This is a genomic window from Antarcticimicrobium sediminis, assembly GCF_004348975.1.
Taxonomy (GTDB): domain Bacteria; phylum Pseudomonadota; class Alphaproteobacteria; order Rhodobacterales; family Rhodobacteraceae; genus Antarcticimicrobium; species Antarcticimicrobium sediminis.
Window position 1 is genome coordinate 161,191 of record NZ_SMFP01000009.1, and the last position, 23,485, is coordinate 184,675.

Here is a 23,485-nt window from a genome sequence, read left to right on the forward strand (position 1 = left end):
CAATCCTCGTCAAAGAAAACGTATTTTCTTACTTTGATAACACAAGAAAATAAGTTTTCACTTACGTCAAGCAATATCGCCCCCCAAGCGTCACCAGCGGCAGGATCGCGCAAGCACATGACAGACATAGCCGAAAAAACAGGACAGTGGAGCCGCCAAGTCAATTGGTTTGTCGAACGGTTTTGCGTTCTGCTGCTGGTTTTGCTGGTGCTTGATGTCTGGCTGGGCATTCTGGCGCGGCGGCTGTTGCCCTTCCCGCTGAGCTTCACGGAAGAACTTGCGCGCTATCTGATGATCTGGACGGCATTGCTGGCGGTCTCAAGCGGTATCGCGCATCGCGAACATATCGGGGTCGAATTCCTGTTCTCACGTCTGCCGGCCCAGATGCGGCGCGGGCTGGCGCTGGCGTTCGATCTGCTCGCGCTTGGGTTCTTTCTGGTGCTGTTCCTCTATGGCATCGGCTTCACGATCCGCGGCTTTGCCCGGGTGACGATGATCTACGGCATGCCCAAGGGCGTGCCCTTTGCCGGTGTGCCGCTGGCGGCGGCGCTCGCCTGCATTCAGATCGTCCTTGTCGGGATACGCGACTTTTTCAACCCGGAGCCGCCCGAAACCACCGGCGCCAGCATCGTTCCGGTAGGAGAAGAATAATGGGCCCGCTTTTTGTCGCTCTCGCCTTTTTCGGTCTGCTCGCCTTCGGGATGCCGGTGGGCTTTGCCATCGGTATCGCCGGTCTGATCGGCATTGCCGAGATGGGGACGCGGTTTCTGGCGATGGCGCCGGACCGGCTGTTTGCCGGGCTTGACCTGTTTCCCTTTCTCGCCATGCCCTTCTTCATTCTCGCCGGCGAGATCATGAACCGCTCTGGCATCACGCAGGGGCTGGTGAAGCTGGCCGATGCGTTGGTCGGCTGGCTGCGCGGCGGCATGGCGCATTCCAACATGGTGGCCTCGGTGATGTTCGCGGGGATCACCGGATCGGCCACGGCGGATGCGGCGGCGTTCGGCAACACGCTGGTGCCGGCGATGGAAAAGGCCGGCTATACCCGCGCCTATGCCTGCGCCGTCACTGCCGCCGGGTCGATCATCGGGCCGACCATCCCGCCCTCGACGCTGGCGATCATCTACGGCTCGATCATGGGGGTTTCGATCTCTGGGCTGTTCGCGGCGGGCATCCTGCCGGGGTTGTTGATCTGCGTGATCTGCATGGCGGTGATCGCCTTTACCGCGCGCAGAAAGAACCTGCCCAAAAGCGCCTCCCGCCCGAGCCTGAAACGAATCGCTCAGGCGCTGCGCGAAGGCATCTTTGCCGCCATCCTGCCGGTGTTCATCCTTGGCTCGATCCTTGGCGGTTTCGCCACCCCGACCGAGGCCGCCGCCATCGCCGTCGCCTATGCGCTGTTCGTCGGTGGCGTGATCTATCGCGCGCTGAGCTGGCGCGATCTGTATGACATCGCGGTGCGCACGACCCGCATCACCGGGGTGATCTTTCTGATCATCGCTGCGGCCACCATCCTTGGCTGGTGGATGACCTTCAACCAGATCCCGCAGATGGTGGCCAAGGGGCTGTTGTCGATCTCGGACAATCCCAACGTGATCATCGGGCTGATCCTGCTGCTGCTGCTGTTGATCGGTCTGGTGATGGACATCAACGCGACGCTGATCATTCTTGCCCCGGTGCTGGGGCCGCTGACGGTGCAGATCGGCATGGACCCGGTGCATGCCGGGATCATGATCATCCTCGCGCTCAACATCTCTTTGATGACCCCACCCGTGGGCGCCTGTCTTTTCGTGCTGTCCTCGGTGACACGCGAAAAGATCGAGGCGATCACCCGTGAACTCTGGCCCTTTATCCTGGCCGAGGTCGGCGTGCTGCTTGTCGTCGCCTTCTGGTCGGATCTTACCCTCTTCGTCCCGAGGTTGCTCGGGTTCTGAAGCAACACCAGCAAACGACATTCCCAACAGGAAAGGATCTTTCATGAAACTCTGGAAACTCTCGGCGTCCGCGCTGGCCGGTCTCTGTCTGGCCGGACAGGCCTTTGCCGCCGACATCACCATCCGCCTGTCGCATCTGAACCCCGAGGAAGCCTTTGGCAGCCACTCCGGGGCCATGACGACGGTGTTCAAATCGCTGGTCGAATCGAATTCCAACGGCCGGATCGAAGTGCTGCTGTTCCCCAACGGCCAGCTTGGCAAAGACGCCGAGGTGATCGATCAGGTTCGCGCCGGCTTGGTGGAAAGCACGATTTCCTCCTCCGGTGGCATGGCGCCGTATTTCCCTGCCGTGGGCATTTTCGACATTCCCTTCGCCTTTCCGAACATCGGCGTCGCCTCGCAGGTGATCGACAAGGACAGCAGCTTTGGCACCGCCTTTACCGCTGATCTTGAGGACAAGACCGGGCTGAAGGTTCTGGGTCTGCTCGATTCCGGTGGGTTCTTTGCCTTTACCAACTCCAAACACCCGATCGAGACGGTCGAGGACATGAAGGGGCTGGGCATCCGCACCATGACCCTGCCCACCCATGAGGCGATGATCACCTCGCTTGGCGGCAAGCCGCTGCCGCTGGCCTGGGCCGAGGTCTATACCGCCCTGCAAACCGGCGTTGCCGACGGTCAGATGAACCCGGTGCCGACCATTGCCTTCACCAACCTCGATGAAGTGCAGAAATACCTCTCGATCACCAACCACATCATCACCCCCTATATCTGGACGATGAACGCAGACTTCTTTGCCAGCCTCAGCCCCGAAGACCAGTATCTGGTTTCCTGGGCGGCGGATGTGGCCACCGACGCCGGTCGTTCGATGAGCCGGGTGCTGGAAGCCTCTGACAAAGGTCTGCCGGCCTTGATGGAAACCATGGAGGTCAATGTCGTCTCCTCCGAGGAGATCGCGAAATTCGCCGCAGCGGCCCAGCCTGCCGTTCGCGAGTTGATCGAACAGAGCTATGGCGAGGAAGGCATGACGCTGCTCAACGCGATGATGGAGTCGATCGCGGCGGAAAACGCCAAGTTTTGATCGACGGTTGATCCGTCCTATACTCCGGGCGGCCCGTTGGGTCGCCCGGTTGCAGCTTCCCCACCTATCTATCTGCGTACAGCCCGCCTGCAGGCCGGTTTCCGAAAGACCAGAGAGAGTGCCCATGTCAAACCCCATCAAATACCACAACGCGCTCGGACAGGGCGCGACCACGGAACTCGTGCTGAACGGGTTTTTCGCCCCCGACGCGCCCTATGGGCCGGAGCAGGACGCCGTGCTGAACGACACCGCTTTCGCGCTGGCGCAAAAGACGATCACCGCTTGGCCGGGTTATGCGCCGACGCCGCTGCAAGACCTGCCTGCGCTGGCGCAAGAGGCCGGGGTCGCGGCGCTGTGCTACAAGGACGAAGGCACACGGTTCGGTCTTGGCAGTTTCAAGGCTTTGGGCGGTGCCTATGCCGTGCTGCGCCTGCTCAGCCGCGAAATCGCCAAGCGCAAGGGGATTGCAGAACCTGACGTCGCGGAGATCCTTTCCGGCACCCACGCCGATGTCCTGTCGCAGATCACCGTCTGCTGCGCCACCGACGGCAATCATGGCCGCTCGGTCGCATGGGGCGCGCGCACCTTTGGCTGCAATTGCGTGATCTTCATTCATGCCACCGTTTCCGAGGGCCGCAAGGCCGCGATCGAAGCCTATGGCGCCGAGGTGCGCCGCTGCGCCGGAAACTATGATGAAAGCGTCCGCGAGGCCGATGAAACCGCCAAGGCCGAGGGCTGGTTCGTGGTCTCTGACACCTCTTATCCGGGCTATACCGAAATTCCCAAGGACGTGATGCAAGGCTATGAGCTCATGGCCGCCGAAGCCGCGGATGAGCTGTTCGAACCGCCGACCCATGTGTTCATGCAGACCGGCGTCGGCGGGGCCGCAGCCGCCGTCGCGGCACATCTGCGTCGTCGCTACGGGGCAGAAACCGCTCCGCGTATCATCTTGGCCGACCCCGAGGAGTCTGCCTGCTGGCTTGAGAGCCTGCGCGCCGGGCGGCCGGTGGCCATCGAGGGTGATCTCGACACGCTGATGGCGGGGCTCGCCTGTGGTGAAATCTCGCTGCTGGCGTGGGACGTTCTGAAACCACTGGCCTGCGCCGTGGTTTCTGTCGCCGATGATGATGCGGTGGCGATGATGCGCCGGTTGGCCGATCCGCTGCCGGGCGATCCGGTCCTCGTGGCGGGGGAATCCGCCGTCGCCGGGCTTGCCGCCTTCCTCGCGCTGATGGGCAATCCCGAGGCCGCCAAGACGGTCGGGCTGGGCCCGCACTCGCGGGTGTTGGTCTTTGGCACCGAGGGCGACAGCGACCCGGAGGTCTATGAACACCTTGTCGGCAAAAGCGGCGATGCGGTGAGGGCGCAGGCATGAGCGTCGCCATCAACATCGACCGCCTGATGGGGCGGATTTTCGAGCTTGGGAAGATCGGTGCGCTGCCCGGTGGCGGGTGCAAACGTCTTGCGCTCACGCCCGAAGATGCGGCAGGGCGCGCGCTTGTCACCGGCTGGTTTCGCGATCTTGGGCTTGAGGTCCATAGCGACGTGATCGGCAATACCTGGGCCATTCGCCCCGATGGCGCGGGGCGCACCGATGGCGCGCCTGTGGTCATGGGGTCGCATATCGACACGGTCGGCACCGGCGGGCTGTATGACGGGGTGCTCGGGGTGCTCGGCGGGTTGGAAGTGATCGAAAGCCTGAACGACGCCGGGATCAAAACCGACCGCCCCGTCGCGGTCGCCTTTTTCACCAATGAGGAGGGCGCGCGCTTTGCCCCCGACATGATGGGTTCTGGCGTGGCGCAGGGCGGGCTTGATCTGGATGAGATGCTGGCGAAAATCGGCATCGACGGGGTGACGGTCGGGGCGGCGCTGGATGCGATCGGCGCGCGCGGATCTGAACCCGTTGGCGCGCTGGCGCCGGTCGCCTATCTGGAACTGCACATCGAACAGGGCCCGGTGCTCGAGGCGGAAGACCTTGCCATCGGCGTGGTGACCGGGGTGCAGGGCATTTCCTGGAGCGAATTCACCATCTCCGGCGCGTCGGCCCATGCCGGGACCACGCCGATGGCGATGCGCCGCGACGCCGGTGTCGTTGCTGCCGGTGTCGCGTTGGAGGCTCGCGCCATCGCCCGTGACTTTGGTCCGCCGCAGGTCGCCACCGTGGGTCGGATGGAGTTCGCCCCCGACCTTGTCAACGTGGTGCCGGAACGCGCGACGCTGACCGTCGATCTGCGCCACACCGACGAGGCGCTGTTGCAACAGGCCGAGGCCCGGCTTTTTGCCCATGCCGAGGATCTGGCAGCGCTGGAAAACTGCAGCCTTAGCCGGCGCACATTGGCCCGGTTCGAACCGGTGGCGTTTGACCCCGATCTGGTCGCGCAAGTCGCGCAGGGGGCCGCGCGGCTGGGTCTCAGCTATCGCCAGATGCCTTCTGGTGCCGGTCATGACGCGCAGATGTTCGCGCCCAACTGTCCCTCGGCCATGATCTTCGTGCCGTCGCGGGACGGGATCAGCCACAACATCACCGAATTCACCGCGCCCGAGCAGATCGCGCCCGGTGTTGCCCTGCTCGCGGAGGTGGCGCTGACACGCGCCGGCCACGCGCAAAATCAAGGATAACGAACATGAGCCGCAAACTGATTGCCGCAACCGCCCAGCTTGGCCCGATCGCACGGGACGAATCCCGCGCCTCGGTCGTGGCGCGTCTGATCGCGCTGCTGGAACAGGCCCACGCCCGCGGCGCGACGCTGGTGGTCTTTCCGGAACTGGCGCTGACCACCTTTTTCCCGCGTTGGTATATCGAGGACGAGGCAGAGCTCGACCGTTTCTATGAAACCGAGATGCCCAATGCCGACACTCAACCGCTGTTCGAGACCGCCAAGCGGTTGGGGGTGGGGTTCTATCTGGGCTATGCCGAACTGATCGAGGAGGGCGGCGAAAAGCACCGTTACAACGCCTCGATCATCGTCGATGACAGCGGCGAAATCGTCGGGAAGTATCGCAAGGTGCACCTGCCGGGGCACTTCAACCCCGAGGACTGGCGCCCGTTCCAACATCTGGAAAAACGCTATTTCGAGCACGGCAACCTTGGCTTTCCGGTGTACGAGGCGATGGGCGGCAAGATGGGCATGTGCCTGTGCAATGATCGCCGCTGGCCGGAAACCTTCCGGGTGCTGGGGCTGCGGGGCGCGGAACTGGTGATGCTGGGCTATAATACACCGTCGCACTACCCGCAGGCCCCCGAACATGACCACCTGCAGGATTTCCACAACCACCTGTCGATGCAGGCGGGCGCCTATGCCAACGGCTGCTGGGTGATCGGCACGGCAAAAGCCGGGCGCGAGGAAGACTGCGACCTGATCGGCGGCAGCTGCATCATCGCGCCCACCGGGGAAATCATCGCCCTGACGCAAGGGGTCGGCGATGAGATTGCCACCGCAGAGATCGACCTCGACCGCTGCAAGGAGCTGCGCGAGAACGTATTCAACTTTGCCTTGCACCGCGAACCCGGCGATTACACCCCGATCTGCGACGGGGCCGAGGCCCGTGACAGCACCCGCGCCAAAGTCACCGCAGAGAGCCTGTTGACCGCGCACCCCAGCACAGCGAACGCCTAGGGACGGCAAGGATCATGGCAAATCGGTTTGAACAGGGCTGCGATGTGGTCACCCTGACCCGCGCGTTGGTGCAGCAAGGCGCGATGGCGGGGCAGGAAGCGCCGGTCGCGGACGTGGTGCGCGCGGCGATGCAGGCCTTGGGCTTTGATAAGATCGTGACCGACGATCTGGGCAATGTGACCGGGCTGGTCGGTCCGCGCGACGCCCCGGTGAAGCTGCTGTTCGACGGCCATATGGACGTGGTCCCCGCCAGCGGGTTGTGGTCACGCGATCCATTTTCCGGCGACGTGCAGGGCGGGCAGATCCACGGGCGCGGGACCACCGACATGAAAGGCCCGCTGGCCGCCGCGATCTGCGGCGTGGCCGAGGCGGCCCGCACCGGCGACCTGAGCCATCGCGTCGCGGTCAGCGCCTCGGTGATGGAAGAGGTGATCGAGGGCGCCGCGCTGTCGCCTGTGCTCGACACCCATGCCCCCGAGGCCGTGGTGATCTGCGAACCCTCGGATCTGGAGCTGAAGATCGCCCAGCGTGGCTGTGTCGAGGTGCTGGTGCATGTGGCGGGCATCCCCGCCCATGCCGCTTTCCCCGAGCGTGGGGTCAACGCAATCGAACTGGCCGCACGGGCCACCTTGGCGCTGGCGGCGCTGGAAATGCCGACCGACCCGGTTCTGGGCAAGATGGTGCTGGTGCCCACCGACATCATCAGCGCCCCGTACCCGTCGATCTCGGCGCTGCCCTCAAAGGTCAGCCTGCGCTATGATCGGCGCACCGGCGTGGGCGAGACGGCAGAGACGGTGATGCAGCAGATCCGCGCGGCCCTGGCCCCGATCGACCCGGTGGCCTTCACGGTCGAGGTTTCGGCCAGCGATTATCAAAGCTATACCGGCATTTCATTCCGCTTTCCCCGCGACCTGCCGGCTTGGCACACGCCGGAGACGCACCCGCTGGTGCGCGCGGTGCAGAGCTGTCTGACCGATCTGGGGCTTTCGCCGCAGCCGGGCCGCTATGAGTTCTGCACCAACGGATCAGAGGCGGCAGGGCGGCGCGGCTTGCCTACCATTGGCTTTGGCCCCGGTCGCCCGTCGGACGCCCATATCATCGACGAAAGCATTTCCGTCGCAGCCCTTGAGCAAGCCGTGGCGGTCTATCGCGCGCTTGCCTTGCGGATCGGCGCTGTAGACATCGCGCGCGTGGGGTGAGGTCAGCCGGGGAAGCTGTCTTTTACTTTGTGCGTTTCGCTGGGGGGCAGGCGGTTTCTTTGAGTATTTGTAACAAGAAGAAGCCGGGGCGCGGGCAATCTGGGGCGCGACCGTTGCTTTCCGGGGGAGGGGGTGAGCCCCTTGTCTTCAGGGTTTGTGACCTGCGGCTTTCAGCCGGCGCCGACGTCGGTGCGGGCGATCGAGACCGTTTTGATCACCGCATGGACCGGCCGCCCGGGGGCCAGGCGCAGCGCCTCGGCAGAGCGGCGGGTGATGCGTGCCAGCAGCAGGTCGCTGCCGCATTGGATCTGGACGATCACGCCGGGGCCTTGACCGTCGCGCAGGGTCACGACGGTGCCCGGCAGCAGGTTCAGCGCCGACAGCCCGAGTGGCGCGTGATCGGCGACGATCACGTCATGGGCAAGGATCCGCACCCGGGTGTGGGTGCCAGCGGGCTGGTCCATCTCGGGCAGGAACAGCCGCCCGCCCGACACCGCCAGTTCGGTGAGCCCGTCGCCGTGGTGGCGGGTGATCTGCGCGGGCAGGACCGCGCCCGCCTCGCGCAGGCCGAACTGGCGTACCATGGTGGGGTCTGACAGCACCTGTTCCGCCGGCCCCGCGCGCACGACGCGGCCTGCGTCCAACACCACGACGCTGGTGGCCAGCCGCGCCACCTCGGCCACGGAATGGCTGACATAGAGGATTGGCAGCCCGATCTGGTCGCGCAGTCGTTCCAGATAGGGCAGGATTTCCTCCTTGAGCGCGGCGTCCAGCGCGGCGAGCGGTTCGTCCATCAGCAGCATTCTGGGCCGTGCCAGCAGGGCACGGCCAAAGGCGACGCGCTGTTTCTCTCCGCCCGAAAGGGCGCCGGGGCGGCGATCGAGCAGGGGGGCGAGGCCGAGCAGATCGGCCACCTCGTCCAGCCCCGGCCCGGTCGCACCGCGTGGCGCGAAGCGTTGGCCATAGGTGAGATTTTGGCGCACCGAGAGATGTGGAAACAGCCGCCCGTCCTGAAACACATAGCCCAGCCGCCGCCGGTGCACCGGCAGGTTCACGCGCGCCTGTGCATCGAACAGGGTTTGCCCCGAAAGGGTGATCCGCCCCGTGGCGGGGCGCTCCAGCCCGGCGATGGCGTTGATCACCGTGGTCTTGCCCGCGCCGGAGCGACCGAACAGCGCGGTCACGCCCCCCGGCGCCTCGAAGGCCACGCGCAAATCGAAGCCGGCGAGGGGGCGGGTGATGTCGACCTCAAGGCTCATGCGCCCGCCACCCTGCGGGCGGCCCGACGCGCGAGGATCTCCGAGACCGTCAGCGCCGCCATTGCAACCACGACCGACACCGCCACCAGCCGCAGCGCGGCGGTGTCGCCACCGGGCACTTGCAGGAAGGTATAGATTGCCGAGGGCAGGGTCTGGGTCTGGCCGGGGATGTTGGAGACAAAGGTGATGGTGGCGCCGAATTCCCCCATCGCCTTGGCAAACCCCAGAATCGCACCGGCGATCACACCGGGCAGGATCAGCGGCAGGGTGACCGTTGCAAAGACCCAGATCTGCGGCGCGCCAAGGGTGGCGGCGGCTTGCTCCAGCCGGGGATCGACCGCCTCGATTGCCAGTCGGATCGAGCGCACCATCAATGGAAAGGCCATGATCGCGGCGGCCAATGCGGCCCCGGTCCAGCGAAAGGCGAAGACGAGGCCAAAGACCTGCTCCAGCCAGCCCCCCACCGGGCCACGTCGGCCAAAGGTGAGCAACAGAAGATAGCCGGTGACGACCGGGGGCAGGATCAGCGGCAGGTGGATCACCCCGTTCAGCACCTGCTTGCCCGGAAAGCTCCAGCGCGCCAGCGCATAGGCGGTGAGGATGCCGAAGGGCAGGCTTAGCCCGATGGCCCAGAACGACACTTTCAGCGAAAGCGCCACCGCTTGCCATTCCTCGGGGCCGAGCCAATCATTCATGCCCTAGTCACCCGCAACGCCAAAGCCGTGGCGCAAGAAGATCGCGCGCGCGGTGTCGCCGGTGAGAAAACCGAAAGCGGTGCGGGTCTCGGCACTGTCGCCCTCTTTGAGGATCGCCGCCGGATAGACGATGGCCGGGTGGCTGTCGGCAGGAAAGGTATCGAGCACGCGGACCGAGGCGTCGGCGGCGGCGTCGGTGGCATAGACGATGCCGAGCGGGGCCTCGCCCGAGGCCACCAGCCGCAAGGCGGCGCGCACGTTGTCGGCCTGCGCCACCCGGTCGGCGACACCGTCCCACAGGCCCAGCGAGGTCAGCGCGGCCTTGCCATAGATGCCTGCAGGCACCGCGTCGACCAGCGCCATGGCAAGATGACCCTGGTGCAATGCGCCGACCAGATCGGTCTGTGGGTCAATCTTGATGGCAAGGTCAGCCTCCGCGCCGGGGCCGGCGATCAACACGATGGCATTGAGCAGAAGATCGGTGCGGCTGTCCTTGGCCAACAGGCTGTCCTGGTCCAGCAGATCCATCCAGCCGGGGTTGGCCGAGACAAAGATTTGCGCCGGTGCGCCCTGTTGAATCTGGCGGGCGAGCTTTGAGCTGCCGGCGAAGGAGGGCAACATCTGGTTGCCGGTTTCCCCCTGATAGGCGGCGGCCACCTCGTCCATCGCGTTCTTCAGGCTGGCGGCGGCAAAGACGGTGGTTGTGCCAGCCTGCAGGGCGGCACCACCACCGAACAGGACGAGCGACAGCGACAGCAGCGCGGCACGCGGGGGACGGGGCATTGCGGATCCTCCGGGTAAGTTTCGATATGTCCGTTTGGAGATATCGCTTTGGGCACGTCCTATTGCAAGCGTTATTTTCCGCCAGACATATCGGGCCGCAACGCCGCGAGCGCATCGAGATCCGCGCGCGCGCCCTTGGCTGCGGCCCGTTCTGCTGTGCGATAATGCGCCAGCACCTTGTCGCCGATTTCGGTCAACTGCGCGCCGCCGCCCTTTGCGCCGCCACGCACGCTTTGCACCAGGGGGGCGCGGAACATGGTGTTGAGTTCTTCGATCAGGGACCAGGCGCGCTTGTAGCTCATGCCCATGCGCCGCCCGGCGGCCGATATCGAGCCGGTCTCGCGGATCAGTTCCATCAGGTCGGCCTTGCCGGGGCCCAGCCAGCCCCCGCCGTCGAACAGCACGCGCAATCGCAGCGTCGGGGAAACCTCGGGGAGGGGGGCGTCGGTCATGCGCGGCTTATCCGTTCCGGTGGCTTAGGGCAGGATCATCCGAACGCCGGGAATGTCGGCGATATGGTCGAGATCGGCCTCGTAGATATCGGTCATTTCCTCTACCAGCGCATCATCCCAGCCCGGAAGGTCAAGCTCTTCGACGACCTCGTCCTCGATAGCATATTTGTCGAGGAAGGCGGCGATCACCCGGCGCCGCTGCCCCTCGGTCATCACCGGGTTCTGGTGCAGATAGACGCGAAAGCGCTGCATGCCTTCCGTGTTCATGATATCGGACAAAAGGTCGAACCCGCCGGCGATCTTTTCGTCCAGCGCAAGCCCCGCCAGCCGGCGCACCACCTCGCCCCAGATCAGCGGCAGATCCTCGTTGCACCAGACGGTGATCTTGACCGCGGGCACCTCGTCGCGGATGCGGCGGAACAGATGCGACCAGCGCAGGCTACGCGGATCGGTCTGACCCAGCGTTGCGGCGATCCGCTGATCGCTTGCCTTCCGCAGGATCGCCGGAAGGAAGGTGGCCGGGTTGCGGATCGCCATGAACAGCTCGATCTGATCGGTGTGGAACAGCTCTTGCATCTTGGCGACCCGGTCGGACCCGTCGGGATAAAGTTCGCCATCATCCAGCGCATAGCGCTGCGAGCCGAAGAAATGTTCGTTCGACAGGACCAGCCGATCGGCGATCTCATCATCAAGTATCGCATCCATCAAAACATCGCGCGCCCCCTCGGAGGCAGGACCGGCATTCATCGCGTGGAAGGTGTCCTTGAGCAAATGGCGGTATTTCCCCGGCCCCGGCACCGCGATGCCGTGCTGTGACAGGCTTTCCTTGTTGCGCAGCAGGGCCTTCAGGAGACGGTCGTCATCCGTGCAATGGGCTCCGGTATGGAAAATGATCTTCATTCCGCGCGCAGGCTCCCGGCTTTTCTGTCATATCCCCATTGGGTTAGCGCCTTGGCTTGGGTCAGTCAAACGTCTTCGCCCCCCAAGGGGGAGCGACCCGGCCGACGATCCCCCGGGGCTGAGCGCAGATTGATGCTTGATGCGCCCCGTAAATGTCGCTAATTCGGGCGCCGAGCCCCTATAGCTCAGCTGGTAGAGCAACTGATTTGTAATCAGTAGGTCCGCGGTTCGAGTCCGTGTGGGGGCACCATTAAATACAAATTTCCTTATATATCCGCTGTCTCCGTAACGGCGCGAACGGAAAACTCCCCTTTTTGGTCTCCCTTTCGGTGTTTGGTGGCGAGAGAGTTACGGCGACTATTTCCTGTTTGAATTGTTCCCCGTACAGCGCCGCATCGAGCGCCTCGGGCTGACATAATCTTTGGTTGATGAACTGAAACGCCAGCCTTTGGGCGATGCGCCAGGCGTTGGTCGCGCCTTTGGACTTCATGGCGCGCATGAAATCGACACCGGACCTGTGGCCATATTGCAATACCGAGATGTTTGCGCGTTGCAGCGGACACATGCGTTGGTGCACAACACGCGCCATGAGAATCTGGCGAACAATCAGAGCGGGAATCGGCGGGATCATTCCGGCCGGTCTCGCGCTATTGCTGACGCTCCAGTTCGCCCTCATGCATGTGCCGCCCTCGACCGCACAGGGCAGCGCGGGCGCCGAGGTTGTCATCTGCGCCGACGGCGGATTTCAGACCATCACGCTGGATCTGTCGGATGGCTCTCCGCAAGAGCGTCCCGTCGCGGCGCAGGGGGCGAAATGCCCGCTTTGCATCGTCGGGGCCGTGCTCTTGTTCGACCAGCCCGCGCGCGCCTGCGCGGCGGCCGAGTTTCACCCGGTCCGCTATCCGCTGGCGTCCCGCGTGCGGCCCCACCCGGAGCGGCCCGTCCAGACCCGCGCCATCCGCGCGCCCCCTTTGACCGTCTGAACCCTGTTTTCGGCACCGCTCCGGTGCCCGATCTAAGCCCGGCAGGCCATCACCCTGCACGGCGCGCGGATGTTCAACGATACTCAAAGGGAAATGAAATGACCTCCACCATTCCGGTGCGCTTGGGCGCGTCTGCTTTACTGCTGTCTTCACTGTCCGGCATCGCCGTGGCACAGGCCACCCGACCCGACCCCGACGGCGAACTGATCTCGCTGCCGCCTATTACCGTCGATGTCGAAACCGAGGTCGCCGGCGCGTCCTCCTATGAATTCGTCCCCGGCGGCATGAGCGTCGCCCCGGGCATAGATGGTGGCGAGGCGCTGCGCGCGGTGCCCGGCGTCACCGCCGGGCGCATGGGCGGGCATGCGCTTGAGATCATCATTCGCGGCCAGCAGCAGAACCAGCTCAACATCATCGACGCGGGGTCCTTCACCTATGGTGGCTGCCCGAACCGGATGGACCCGCCGACCTCCACCGCCGCCCTGTCCCGTGCCGACCGCGTGGTGGTCGAACGCGGCTACAGCAGCGTAACCAATGGGCCTGGCGGCACCGGTGGTGCCGTGATCCTGGAGCGCGACGCCCCCGAACTGGCCGCAGACAAGCCGTGGGAAGCGGAGTTTCATTCCGGTTTCAGCTCGAACTCCGACACCAGCGAATTCGGCGGCACCGTCACCTTTGATCTGGGGCAGGGGTTCTACCTCAAGGGCTCTGCCGACAAACGCTCGGCGGGCAACTATACCGACGGGTCCGGCACCGAAATCCGCAGCGCCTATGATCAGCAAAGCACCGGGCTGACGTTGGGCTATGCGAACAACGGTCTGGATCTGGCCTTTGATATCGAACGCGATCTGGCCGAGGATGTGCTCTTTGCCGGGGCTGGCATGGACAGCCCGCGCTCGGAAACCAATGTCTATCGCTTCCGTGGTGGTATCGATCTGGACATGGGCGCGCTGCGCCGGATCGAGGGCAACCTCTATCGCACCGAGGTCGACCATGTGATGGACAACTATTCGCTGCGGCCGGTGGGCGCGATGGCGATGCGCACGCCCACCACCTCGGACACCACCGGTGGCAAGATTGAGGCGCAACTGGATTTCGGCACCACTACCGCCAAGATCGGGGTCGATTATCAATCCAACACCCGCAACGCGATGGCCTATGGCGGCATGCCGGTGATGATCCCGATGATCGAAGCCTCGAACCCGGCCACGGCGCGGTTCAACATCTGGCCGGATGTCGAGATCGCCCAGACCGGCCTGTATGTCGAAACCGAAACCAAGCTCAGCCCGAGGGCGACCCTGCAACTGGGCCTGCGCTATGACCACGTCAAGGCGAGTGCCGGTGAGGCGGCCACGGTGCCTGGTGGCTCGCTGATGGCGCCCAACGCCTATTACACGGCGCAATATGGCACCACCTTCGACAGCGCCCGGACCGAGGACAACATCGGCGGGCTGGCGCGGCTGGAATATGCGCTCAGCGGCGAGACAACCCTGTTTGCCGGGCTATCGCGCTCGGTCCGCACGGCGGATGCCAACGAACGCGCCATGGCGCGCAGCAATTGGGTCGGCAATCCCGACATTGCACCGGAAAAACACTACCAGCTTGATTTCGGTGTCGAGACCACGCGCGACAATTGGAGCATGAACGCCTCGGTCTATGCCGATCATGTCGAGGATTTCATCCTGCGCGATGCCTTCTCGGTGGCCGGTGTGACCACCTATCGCAATGTCACGGCGCAATTGGCTGGGGTCGAGCTTTCGGGGGCGTGGGAGCGCAACGGCTTCATGATCGCGGGCGATGCGACCTATACCTATGGTCAAAACACGAGCGACGACCGCGCTTTGGCGCAGATCCCGCCGCTGAACGGGCAGATCACGGCCTCCTACGGCCAGAATGCCTGGCGCGCGGGCGCGCGGGTAAACTGGGCCACCAGCCAGACCCGGATCGACGCGTCGCGTGATCCCGGCCAGACCCCGGGCTATGCCACGCTTGACCTGTTCGGCAGCTATGAGGTCAGCGAAAACGCCGTGCTTCTGGCCGGGGTCAACAACGTGACCGATGGCACCTATGCCAACCACCTGAGCCGATCGAACCTGTTCGACCCGGCCCTGACCCAGGTGAACGAGCCCGGCCGCAGCGTCTATATCAAGCTCGAGGCGCGGTTCTGACGCGCGGTTCCAAGGGGGGCGGTGATCCTGCCCCCCTACTTGCGACGCGGCGGGCCTTGATGCGATGATCGAATTCGAACCGGAGGAGTGAGCATGCAGCAGGCACAGGATTTTCTGGATGAGAGCGAGGCGCTGGCGGCGTTGCTGGCCGACCTGCCCGATGCGGATTGGGGGCGCGCAACCCAGTTCAAGGGTTGGACTGTGAACGATGTAATCGTGCATCTGTATTTCTGGAACCGCGCGGCCGACCTGTCGCTGAGCGACCCCGACGAGTTCGACGCCCGCATCGGCAAGGCCCTGCCGGACATGATGAAACGCGGCATGCGCACGTTCGAGAATGCCGCCGTACCCCAGCGTGGCACGGCCCTGTTCACGGCATGGCAGACACAATATCGCGACATGGCAACGCGCTGGGCGCAGGTCGATCCCAAAACGCGGGTGAAATGGGCCGGGCCGGACATGTCGGCGCGCTCTTCCATCACCGCGCGGCAGATGGAGACATGGGCCCACGGGCAAGAGCTTTTTGACCTGCTGGGGGTGGCGCGGCCGGTGGCTGAGCGGATTCGCAATATCGTGGTTCTGGGCGTGAATACATTTGGCTGGTCGCACAAGGCGCAGGGGCTGCAAGTGCCGGAACAGATGCCGCGCCTGCGCCTGACCGCGCCCTCTGGCGTGATCTGGGACTATGGCGATCCGACATCATCCGACCTGATCGAAGGCGCGGCGGTGGAGTTTGCCCAGGTGGTCACCCAGACCCGCAACATCGCCGATACGGCGCTCAGGGTCTCCGGCCCGGTGGCGCGGCGCTGGATGGAGACGGCGCAATGCTTTGCCGGGGGCCAGGAAACGCCGCCCAAGCCCGGGACTCGTTTCGTTGCGGGTTAAGGCTGCGCGGATCGCTGACGTCTAAACCGCGACCTTTGCCCCTACGGGCGCTTGCGCATCGCAGGTAAAGGCAGCATCGCAGCCGACGGTCTCCAATTGGATCGTCACGTGGTTGATGCCGAAATCCTCTTCCAACTCGTGGGACAGGTGGTGGATCAACGCGTCGCCGTCCTCCCCCGTCCAGACGAGATGAACCGACAGCGCGGTCCGGGTGGTCGAAAGCGCCCAGATATGCAGGTCATGAACATTGCTGACGCCGGGCTGGTTGCTCAGCCAGTCGACAAGGGCCTGACGGTCGATGTCCTCGGGCACCCCGTCAAGCTCCAGCCTGAGCGAGTCGCGCAGCAGGCCCCAAGCCGTTATCGCGATCACGAGGCTGACGCCAATCGCCACCACCGGGTCAAGCCATGTCCAGCCGGTCAGCAGAATGCCTGCGGCGGCCACCACCACGGCCACCGACACCAGCGCATCCGCGGCCATATGCAGGAACGCACCCTTGGCATTCAGATCGCCCTTTTGCGAGCGCATGAACAACAGTGCCGATCCGGTGTTGACCGCAATCCCGATCAGCGCGACCCACAAGATCGTGCCGCCGGGCAGATCGACCGGCGTGCCGAACCTGTGCGCCGCCTCCCAGATCACCAGCACGACGCCGATCAGGATGGCAACGGCGTTGAGCATCGCCGCCAAGATCGTGGCGCGCCCATAGCCAAAGGTATAGGTGCTGCTGCCGACACGTTTGGCCAGAACCGTCGCGCCCCAAGCGATCAGCAACCCCGCCACATCGGTCAGGTTATGCGCCGCATCCGCCAGCAGTGCCAGCGACTCGGTCAGGAACCCTGCCGCGCCCTCGATAAGGACATAGCCACTGTTCAGCCCCACCGCCCAGCGGAAAGCCGGCCCAAGATCGGCCGGGACGGTGTGCTCGTGGGCGTGATCATGTGGCATCGCTCGGTCCTTCCTCCGGTTTGCGCCGGAAAGCTTGGTCGTATCGGTCACTGTCTTGCAAAGGGTGTCGTCTTTTTAAGGGGGACGTTGCAAGGGGACAAAACGCGCGTGACGGGCGGGGGAGGGGCGTTACTCCGGCCCTGAACGGAGCGCCCTGAGCGTGAAATCTGTGCATTTATCCGACCAGTCTGCCAAGGTTGCGGCGGGTCCTTCATACTGGGGGTCAAGGATGGCGGCCCTCTGTGCGCCATTTATCAGACTGCGCAACAGGGCTGCCGCTTCTTCGACGTCGGCCCCTTCAACGCCCGACAAAGCGGAACAAAGCGCCACAAAACGTCGATCAAACGCCTCGGCAACCTGTTGGATCGAGGACAGGAATTTGTCGCGAAACTCTGGAAACTTGGCTTGTTCGGACAGAACCGCGCGGGCCGTCAGCACCCCGTTCTTGCCGAGCACAAGCTGCGTATAGGCCCGGGCCAATGCCCGAATCGCGCTTTCGGGGGTTGTCGCCTCAAAGGGCTCGTTGAGATGCGCGATCCCGGTTTCGATCGCGTGGTCTGCCACAAGCCGAAACAGGCTCGCCTTGTTCGAAACCGTCTTGTAGATCGTGCGCGTCGACATCCCCGCCTGTTTTGCCACGGCTTCGATGCTGGTGCCGGAATAGCCCTTGGTCAGGAACGCAGCCCGCGCTGCCTTGATCAAAAGAGCGTGAGTTTCCTTCTCCGTGCGCAGCGTCGGGCGGCCTCGGGACCGCTTTTTCGGGGTCGCTTTCTGGTCGGTCATGTCGGGCTCCTCTTGGACCTTATTATAAAAACGGATGTTTTCCTAAATCAAGGTGAACCGGTCCGGGGCAGGTATGCGCCCATCATGCACCCGTCATGCCCCCGTGTTGGGCTGTGCATTTTGGCATTGACTTACGCGCTGGAATGAATTTAGAAAATTGCTCTTTTCCTAAATGTATCCCAGAGTCCCGAGGTCGATCAATGAACGTGAATAGAACCGCAGTTATCGCTGTGCTCGCCGTTGCCGCGGCCGCTGGCTATCTGGTCTGGACGGTGCGTCAGCCTGCGACCTATCTGGTGCAGGGAGAGGTCGAGGCGACGCGCATCGATCTGTCCGCGATGATCACGGCGCGGGTGTCGCAGACGCCGGTCGGTGTCGGGGACCGCGTTAGCGCTGGTGATATCGTGGTGAACATGGAAAGCGCGCAGCTTGATGCGCAGCTTGCGACCGCGCAGGCCGCCTTTGATGTTGCCAAGGCCAATCGCGATCTGGCCTATTCGACCCGCCCGGAAACGATTGCCGCAGCCGAGGCGCAATTGGCGAAGGCCGAAGCGGATGTGACCTTGGCGCAAAGCAGTTTCGACAGGATTACCCAATTGCGCAGCGGTTCGGTTGTGTCGCAGGCCGGGTTCGATCAATCCGCCAACGCGCTGACCGCCGCAATTCAGGCGCAAGCCGCGGCAAAGGCCAATCTCGATCAGGCGCGCAACGGGGCCAGTGCGGAACAAAAAGCGGTTGCCGACGCGCAGGTGTCGCAAGCCGAAGCCAATGTGATGCAAATCAAGGCAAACGTTGACGAAAAGACTGTTGTTTCCCCCATTGACGGCGAGGTGACGACGCGCACCTCGGAAGTGGGAAAGCTTTTCAGTGCGGGCGCGCCACTGATCTCGATCGTCGATATCGATCACGCGTGGTTCACCTTCAACCTGCGCGAAGATCTGCTGGAAGGATTGAAAATCGGGCAGCCGTTGGAGGTGCGCGTGCCGGCCTTGGGCAAGGGCACAGCGTCCATAGATGCAACGATCACCGCCATCAACGTTCAGGGCAGCTATGCCAACTGGCGGGCCACCAAAGCCACCGGAGATTTTGATCTTCGGACCTTTTCGGTGCGCGCCGAACCGGTTGAACAGGTCGATGGTTTGCGCCCGGGGATGAGCGTTCTTGTCGATTGGCCCGCCACGACCCGCAGCGGTCTGTGATCGCGTGGCACATCCGCATCTTCCACCCGGCTTCCGGCGCATCTTGCGGCGGGAATTGCACCAGATCGCAACGCGCCCTGCGCTTGCCTTCATGCTGGTGCCGCTGCCGCTGATCCTGTTCTTCGCACTGGCAGCGGTCTTTGCGCCGGGGCTGCCGCGTGATTTGCCCGTCGCGGTGGTGAATCTGGATGGCTCGCCCCTGTCGCGGCAGGTCGTGCGCATGGTCGATGCCGCTGCGGATGTCGAGGTTGTCGAGCAGCTTACGACGCTCACCGAAGCGCGTCAGGCGCTGGTGGCGCAGCGCGCTTATGCGATCCTGATGATCCCGGCCGAGATGGAGCATGATCTGTTGCTGGGGCAACGACCGGAGATCGTGATTTTCTCCAACAGCCAATTGCTGACGGCGGGGGGCATCGTCGCGCGCAGCATGCGCACGTCGGTCGCGACCTTCTCGGCAGGGGTATCGCTGCGCCTGCTCGAGGCGCAGGGCATCGGCACCGACGTGGCGATGGATTTGCTGACGCCGATCCCGGTGCAACAAAGCCCGCTGTTCAACCCCTCGCTCGATTACATCCAGTTCCTGTTGTCCTCGGTCATGCCGACCGTGATGCAGATCTTCATCTGTGCCACGGCGGTCTTGTCGTTCTCGCGCGAACATCATTCGTCGAACGGGATGGCGCGGCTGTTGCGGCTGTCGGGCACGCCGACCCGCGCCATTCTGGGCAAGCTTCTGCCCTATACCATCATGGGCTCGCTCGTGATGCTGATTGGCGACGTGGTGCTGTTCAGCTTCTTTGGCGCAAGCTTTCGCGGCAATATCTTCGTGTTCTTCCTCAACGGGTTCATGTTCATTCTGGCCTGTCAGGCGCTGGGCGCCTTCCTTGCCCTGCTGGCAAAGGACACGACAAACGGCCTTGGGATGATGGGTCTTCTCGTTGCGCCGTCGTTCGGCTTTGCCGGGGTCAGCTTTCCGCGCTTTGGCATGACGCTGTTTGCGCAGGGCTGGGCCGCGATCATACCGCTGACCCCCTATCTTGAGGTGCGCACCGATCAGACATTGCGCGGCGCGCCGTTGGAATACTCGATCCCGTCTCTGCTGTGGTTGCTGGCGCAGCTCGTGGTGTTCGCGGGCCTGTTGTGGATTATGACCTACAAGACCATGCGCGCCACGCCAGCGGCCGAGGAAAACGGCGTTCCCGACCTCGCCGCCGAACCCCAAGCCACCGTAAACCAAACCACCGACATCCAGGAGGGCAGGGCATGAGCAAGCTGCGCAGCTTTTTCTCCGACGTCCTCGGGGCGCTTCGCAGGCTGTTGGGGGACGAGAACGCGCGATCCACGATGATCGTCGGCATCCTGATCTATAGCGTCCTGTATCCGCAGCCCTATGTCGGTGAGGTATTGCGCGACGTGCCCGTCGTGGTGATCGATCAAGACAACTCCAGCGCCAGCCGAACCTTTGTGCGCGAGATGGACGTGACCGAATGGGTCGATGTCACCCTGTCGGTGTCCAATATGGACGTCGCACGGGACGCGTTCTTTCGGCGCGATGTCTACGGTGTCGTTGTCATTCCCGACGGGTTCGAGGCGGACATTCTGGCAAGCCGCCCTTCGCCGGTGGCGGCCTTTGGTGATGGCAGCTATCTGTTGATCTACTCCAATGTGGTCAAGGCCGTCGCGACAGTGGCGGGCACGATGGGGGCTCAGGTGAATTACGCGCGCCTCACCGCGAGGGGGGTGGATGACGGTCTCGCGCGCACCCTGCTGTCCCCTGTGGCGGTGACCAGCGTGTCTGTGTTCAACCCGCAAGGGGGCTACGCCAGCTATGTGGTTCCTGCGGCCTTTGTTCTGATCCTGCAACAGACCCTTATGATGGGGATCGGTCTGTTGCACGCGGGCCGCAAGCTGCCCTCCGGTCGTCGAATGTGGGCCACGATCCTTGCCTATCTTGGCTTGTATCTGCTGTGGGTCATGTTCACGCAGATGTTGCTGCCGTTTCTCTATAGCATTCCGCGCACCGGCGATCTTGGAACGCTGCTTTTGCTTGCGGTGCCGTTCCTGTGTGCCTGCATCGCAATGGGTTTTGCCATCGCTCTGGCCATTCCGTGGCGCGAAGGGGTGGTGTTCTTCCTCGTGGTGATGGGGATGCCGTTGTTCTTTCTCTCAGGGATTTCCTGGCCCGTTGAAATGATCCCGGAGTACCTGCATGACCTGTCGCTGCTTGTGCCGTCGTCCTCGGCCATCTCGGCCTTTGTCGCTGTCGATCAGATGGGGGCCACGGCGCATGACATTGCAGGCGCCATACAAACGCAGGTTGCTCTGGCGTTCGGCTATACGGCTTTGGCCGTCGGACTTGCCCGGCTGACCCGCAAGACGCGAAAGCAGCCGATCTAAGCCTGTCCAGGCCGGAAAAACGGAGCGTAAACGCGGCGGTCTTGTCACGACCGGGTGGTCACCTCGCCGCGCTCATGTCCGTCGGGGAGGCTGGCGCGGCAACTGATCCCTTGACCCTTGCCGCCCACGCGGCCATGAAACGGGCCACTGCATACGGGCAGGCCCAGCCGCCCGCCCCCCAATACACCCGACCCAAGATGAAGGAGCCACCATGGCCCGCGCATCCACTTCCAGATCCACCCCCCCCGCCGCACCCGGCGCACAGGAGGATCGCGCGCGGTCGCGCAAGATCGGGATTCTGGGGGCGCTTTGGCCCTTCATGCGGCCTTATCGCTGGCTGATCCTCGCCTCTATTGTCGCGCTGGTCTTTACCTCGATGGTGTCGCTGACCTTGCCTTTGGCGGTGCGCCGGGTGGTGGACAACTTTCGCACCGGCTCGGGCGAGTTGCTGGACCACTATTTCCTTGCCGCGCTTGGCATCGCCGGTTTGCTCGCGGTGGGCACCGGGCTGCGCTATGCGCTGGTGACCAAGCTGGGCGAACGGGTGGTGGCCGATATCCGCGAGGCCGTGTTCGACCGCGTGATCGGCATGAGCCCGCAGTTCTTTGAAAAGATCATGACCGGCGAAGTTCTGAGCCGGATCACCACCGACACCACCCTGATTCAATCGGTGCTGGGCTCTTCGATCTCTATCGCGCTGCGCAACATGCTGCTGTTCGTCGGCGGGCTGGGGCTGATGCTGCTGACCTCGCCCAAGCTTGCCGGCATGGTGCTGTTGATCGTGCCGGCGGTGGTGGTGCCGATTTTGGTGCTGGGCCGCAAGCTGCGCGCCATCAGCCGCGAAAATCAGGACTGGATCGCCGCCTCCTCCGGCAACGCGGGCGAGGCGCTGGGCGCAGTGCAGACGGTTCAGGCCTTCACCCATGAGCGGGCCAGCCGCGCCCGCTTTGCCGAGATGACAGAAATGTCCTATCAGGTGTCGCAACGGCGCATCCTGACCCGGGCGCTGCTGACCGTGATCGTGATCTTTCTGGTCTTCACCGGCATCGTTGGCGTGCTTTGGATCGGGGCACGCGACGTGCGCGCCGGTGTCATGTCCGAAGGCATGCTGGTGCAATTCCTGATCTATTCGGTGCTGGTTGCGGGCTCGGTCGCCGCGCTTTCCGAAATCTGGAGCGAGTTGCAGCGTGCCGCCGGGGCCACCGAACGGCTGGTGGAACTGCTCAACGCCGACGACGCGGTGCAGGACCCCACCCAACCCGCGACGCTGCCGCGCCCGGTGCGGGGCGAGATCGCCTTTGACGGGGTCACCTTCCGCTATCCGGCCCGCCCTGAGGTCGCCGCGCTTGACGGGGTGTCGCTGCATATCGAACCGGGCGAGACGGTGGCCTTTGTCGGCCCCTCCGGTGCTGGCAAGACCACGATCATCCAGCTTATGCTGCGGTTTTACGATCCCGTCTCGGGGCAAATCCGGCTGGACGGTGTGGCGCTGCGCGACATGACACGCGACGATTTTCGCCGTGCCATCGCGCTGGTGCCGCAAGACCCGGTGATCTTTGCCGCCTCGGCCCGCGACAACATCCGTTTCGGCCGCCCCGACGCCACCGACGCCGAGGTCGAGGCCGCGACCAAGGCTGCGGCAGCGCATGATTTTATCAGCGCGCTGCCCGAAGGCTATGACAGCTATGTGGGCGAACGCGGCGTGATGCTGTCGGGCGGGCAGAAACAGCGGATCGCCATCGCCCGCGCCATCCTACGCGACGCGCCGGTGCTGTTGCTGGACGAGGCCACCAGCGCACTGGATGCCGAAAGCGAACGCGCGGTGCAGCAGGCCGTCGATGAGTTGAGCCAAAGCCGCACCACCCTGATCGTCGCCCACCGGCTGGCGACGGTGAAAAAGGCCAATCGCATCGTGGTGATGGAAGAGGGTCGCATCGTCGCCATGGGCACCCATGACGAACTGGTCGCCAGCGGCGGGCTTTATGCCCGGCTGGCCCGGCTGCAATTCACCGACGGAACGATGGCGGCGCAATAGGGGCCTTTCGGCGCCCGGGTCCCCGGTGGGGACGGGGAAGCCAAATGTACAAAACGGCGCTCAAATTCCCCGACGTGGGCCTTCGGGGCCGTGGCTGGCGTGGTGGCCGGAGCGGCAAAATATATCTCCGGGGTCCTAAACCCCTTGTTCCGTAACGGAACTTGGCG

General features: G+C 64.0%; 22 protein-coding genes and 1 tRNA gene. 15 read left to right on the forward strand and 8 right to left on the reverse strand.

Annotated elements, in window-relative coordinates:
* Positions 1-117 precede the first annotated feature (117 nt).
* The 7 genes from E1B25_RS14525 to E1B25_RS14555 all read left to right on the forward strand — a co-directional run bounded on the left by E1B25_RS14525 (position 118) and on the right by E1B25_RS14555 (position 7,834).
* A complete protein-coding gene (locus E1B25_RS14525) occupies positions 118-651 on the forward strand; it encodes a TRAP transporter small permease (RefSeq protein ID WP_132830240.1) in 534 nt (177 codons plus the stop codon).
* Complete coding sequence (locus E1B25_RS14530) at positions 651-1,934, forward strand: TRAP transporter large permease (RefSeq protein WP_132830241.1); 1,284 nt, start codon at positions 651-653, stop codon at positions 1,932-1,934. Before E1B25_RS14525 ends, E1B25_RS14530 begins: the two co-directional genes overlap by 1 nt.
* 43 nt (positions 1,935-1,977) lie before the next feature.
* The gene (locus E1B25_RS14535) at positions 1,978-3,015 is read left to right on the forward strand and encodes a DctP family TRAP transporter solute-binding subunit (protein WP_132830242.1); all 1,038 of its coding nucleotides are present in this window, start codon (positions 1,978-1,980) and stop codon (positions 3,013-3,015) included.
* Between the two features lie 124 nt (positions 3,016-3,139).
* On the forward strand, positions 3,140-4,390 hold the full coding sequence (locus tag E1B25_RS14540) for a diaminopropionate ammonia-lyase (protein WP_132830243.1): 1,251 nt from the start codon (positions 3,140-3,142) through the stop codon (positions 4,388-4,390).
* Positions 4,387-5,637 carry a Zn-dependent hydrolase gene (locus tag E1B25_RS14545; RefSeq protein WP_132830244.1) on the forward strand — a complete coding sequence of 417 codons (1,251 nt, stop codon included), beginning with the start codon at positions 4,387-4,389 and terminating at the stop codon, positions 5,635-5,637. Before E1B25_RS14540 ends, E1B25_RS14545 begins: the two co-directional genes overlap by 4 nt.
* 5 nt (positions 5,638-5,642) lie before the next feature.
* On the forward strand, positions 5,643-6,635 hold the full coding sequence (locus E1B25_RS14550; RefSeq protein WP_132830245.1) for an N-carbamoyl-D-amino-acid hydrolase: 993 nt from the start codon (positions 5,643-5,645) through the stop codon (positions 6,633-6,635).
* A gap of 14 nt (positions 6,636-6,649) precedes the next feature.
* On the forward strand, positions 6,650-7,834 hold the full coding sequence (locus E1B25_RS14555; RefSeq protein WP_132830246.1) for a YgeY family selenium metabolism-linked hydrolase: 1,185 nt from the start codon (positions 6,650-6,652) through the stop codon (positions 7,832-7,834).
* A gap of 170 nt (positions 7,835-8,004) precedes the next feature.
* On the opposite strand, the gene modC is transcribed toward E1B25_RS14555, so the two are convergent.
* The 5 genes from modC to E1B25_RS14580 form a co-directional block, all read right to left on the reverse strand.
* Positions 8,005-9,093, reverse strand: a complete 1,089-nt coding sequence (modC, locus tag E1B25_RS14560; protein WP_132830247.1) for a molybdenum ABC transporter ATP-binding protein — start codon at positions 9,091-9,093, stop codon at positions 8,005-8,007.
* Positions 9,090-9,788 (reverse strand): molybdate ABC transporter permease subunit, encoded by a 699-nt coding sequence (gene modB, locus E1B25_RS14565; RefSeq protein WP_132830248.1) that lies wholly within the window; start codon positions 9,786-9,788, stop codon positions 9,090-9,092. The genes modC and modB overlap by 4 nt, the downstream gene beginning before the upstream one ends.
* Before the next feature lie 3 nt (positions 9,789-9,791).
* Positions 9,792-10,571 carry a molybdate ABC transporter substrate-binding protein gene (modA, locus tag E1B25_RS14570; protein ID WP_132830249.1) on the reverse strand — a complete coding sequence of 260 codons (780 nt, stop codon included), beginning with the start codon at positions 10,569-10,571 and terminating at the stop codon, positions 9,792-9,794.
* A 71-nt stretch (positions 10,572-10,642) separates the two neighbouring features.
* Entirely contained in the window at positions 10,643-11,023 is a 381-nt protein-coding gene (locus tag E1B25_RS14575) for a winged helix-turn-helix domain-containing protein (protein ID WP_132830250.1), read from the reverse strand.
* A 24-nt stretch (positions 11,024-11,047) separates the two neighbouring features.
* On the reverse strand, positions 11,048-11,923 hold the full coding sequence (locus tag E1B25_RS14580; protein ID WP_132830251.1) for a hypothetical protein: 876 nt from the start codon (positions 11,921-11,923) through the stop codon (positions 11,048-11,050).
* A gap of 174 nt (positions 11,924-12,097) precedes the next feature.
* Between E1B25_RS14580 and E1B25_RS14585 the strand changes: the two genes are divergently transcribed.
* Positions 12,098-12,173: transfer RNA gene (locus E1B25_RS14585), tRNA-Thr, on the forward strand.
* On the opposite strand, the gene E1B25_RS14590 is transcribed toward E1B25_RS14585, so the two are convergent.
* On the reverse strand, positions 12,174-12,554 hold the full coding sequence (locus E1B25_RS14590) for a hypothetical protein (protein ID WP_132830252.1): 381 nt from the start codon (positions 12,552-12,554) through the stop codon (positions 12,174-12,176).
* On the opposite strand from E1B25_RS14590, the gene E1B25_RS22170 reads away from it, so the two are divergent.
* The 3 genes from E1B25_RS22170 to E1B25_RS14600 all read left to right on the forward strand — a co-directional run bounded on the left by E1B25_RS22170 (position 12,511) and on the right by E1B25_RS14600 (position 15,959).
* Positions 12,511-12,906 carry a DUF2946 family protein gene (locus E1B25_RS22170; protein ID WP_425358937.1) on the forward strand — a complete coding sequence of 132 codons (396 nt, stop codon included), beginning with the start codon at positions 12,511-12,513 and terminating at the stop codon, positions 12,904-12,906. The two genes, E1B25_RS14590 and E1B25_RS22170, sit on opposite strands and share 44 nt — an antisense overlap.
* A 98-nt stretch (positions 12,907-13,004) precedes the next feature.
* Positions 13,005-15,074, forward strand: a complete 2,070-nt coding sequence (locus tag E1B25_RS14595) for a TonB-dependent receptor domain-containing protein (RefSeq protein ID WP_165937627.1) — start codon at positions 13,005-13,007, stop codon at positions 15,072-15,074.
* Between the two features lie 93 nt (positions 15,075-15,167).
* Positions 15,168-15,959, forward strand: coding sequence for a TIGR03084 family metal-binding protein (locus E1B25_RS14600; RefSeq protein ID WP_132830254.1), 792 nt, complete (start codon positions 15,168-15,170; stop codon positions 15,957-15,959).
* A 21-nt stretch (positions 15,960-15,980) separates the two neighbouring features.
* On the opposite strand, the gene E1B25_RS14605 is transcribed toward E1B25_RS14600, so the two are convergent.
* Both E1B25_RS14605 and E1B25_RS14610 read right to left on the reverse strand, forming a co-directional pair.
* Complete coding sequence (locus E1B25_RS14605; protein ID WP_132830255.1) at positions 15,981-16,907, reverse strand: cation diffusion facilitator family transporter; 927 nt, start codon at positions 16,905-16,907, stop codon at positions 15,981-15,983.
* 129 nt (positions 16,908-17,036) lie between these two features.
* Positions 17,037-17,690: a TetR/AcrR family transcriptional regulator gene (locus E1B25_RS14610; RefSeq protein ID WP_132830256.1), complete on the reverse strand. Its 654-nt coding sequence runs from the start codon at positions 17,688-17,690 to the stop codon at positions 17,037-17,039.
* A 200-nt stretch (positions 17,691-17,890) separates the two neighbouring features.
* Between E1B25_RS14610 and E1B25_RS14615 the strand changes: the two genes are divergently transcribed.
* From E1B25_RS14615 to E1B25_RS14630, 4 genes are all read left to right on the forward strand, one after another.
* A complete protein-coding gene (locus E1B25_RS14615) occupies positions 17,891-18,889 on the forward strand; it encodes an HlyD family secretion protein (RefSeq protein ID WP_132830257.1) in 999 nt (332 codons plus the stop codon).
* 91 nt (positions 18,890-18,980) lie between these two features.
* A complete protein-coding gene (locus E1B25_RS14620) occupies positions 18,981-20,153 on the forward strand; it encodes an ABC transporter permease (RefSeq protein ID WP_206338552.1) in 1,173 nt (390 codons plus the stop codon).
* Positions 20,150-21,283, forward strand: coding sequence for an ABC transporter permease (locus E1B25_RS14625; protein ID WP_206338553.1), 1,134 nt, complete (start codon positions 20,150-20,152; stop codon positions 21,281-21,283). The genes E1B25_RS14620 and E1B25_RS14625 overlap by 4 nt, the downstream gene beginning before the upstream one ends.
* A gap of 211 nt (positions 21,284-21,494) precedes the next feature.
* The gene (locus E1B25_RS14630; RefSeq protein ID WP_132830259.1) at positions 21,495-23,318 is read left to right on the forward strand and encodes an ABC transporter transmembrane domain-containing protein; all 1,824 of its coding nucleotides are present in this window, start codon (positions 21,495-21,497) and stop codon (positions 23,316-23,318) included.
* Positions 23,319-23,485: the final 167 nt, after the last annotated feature.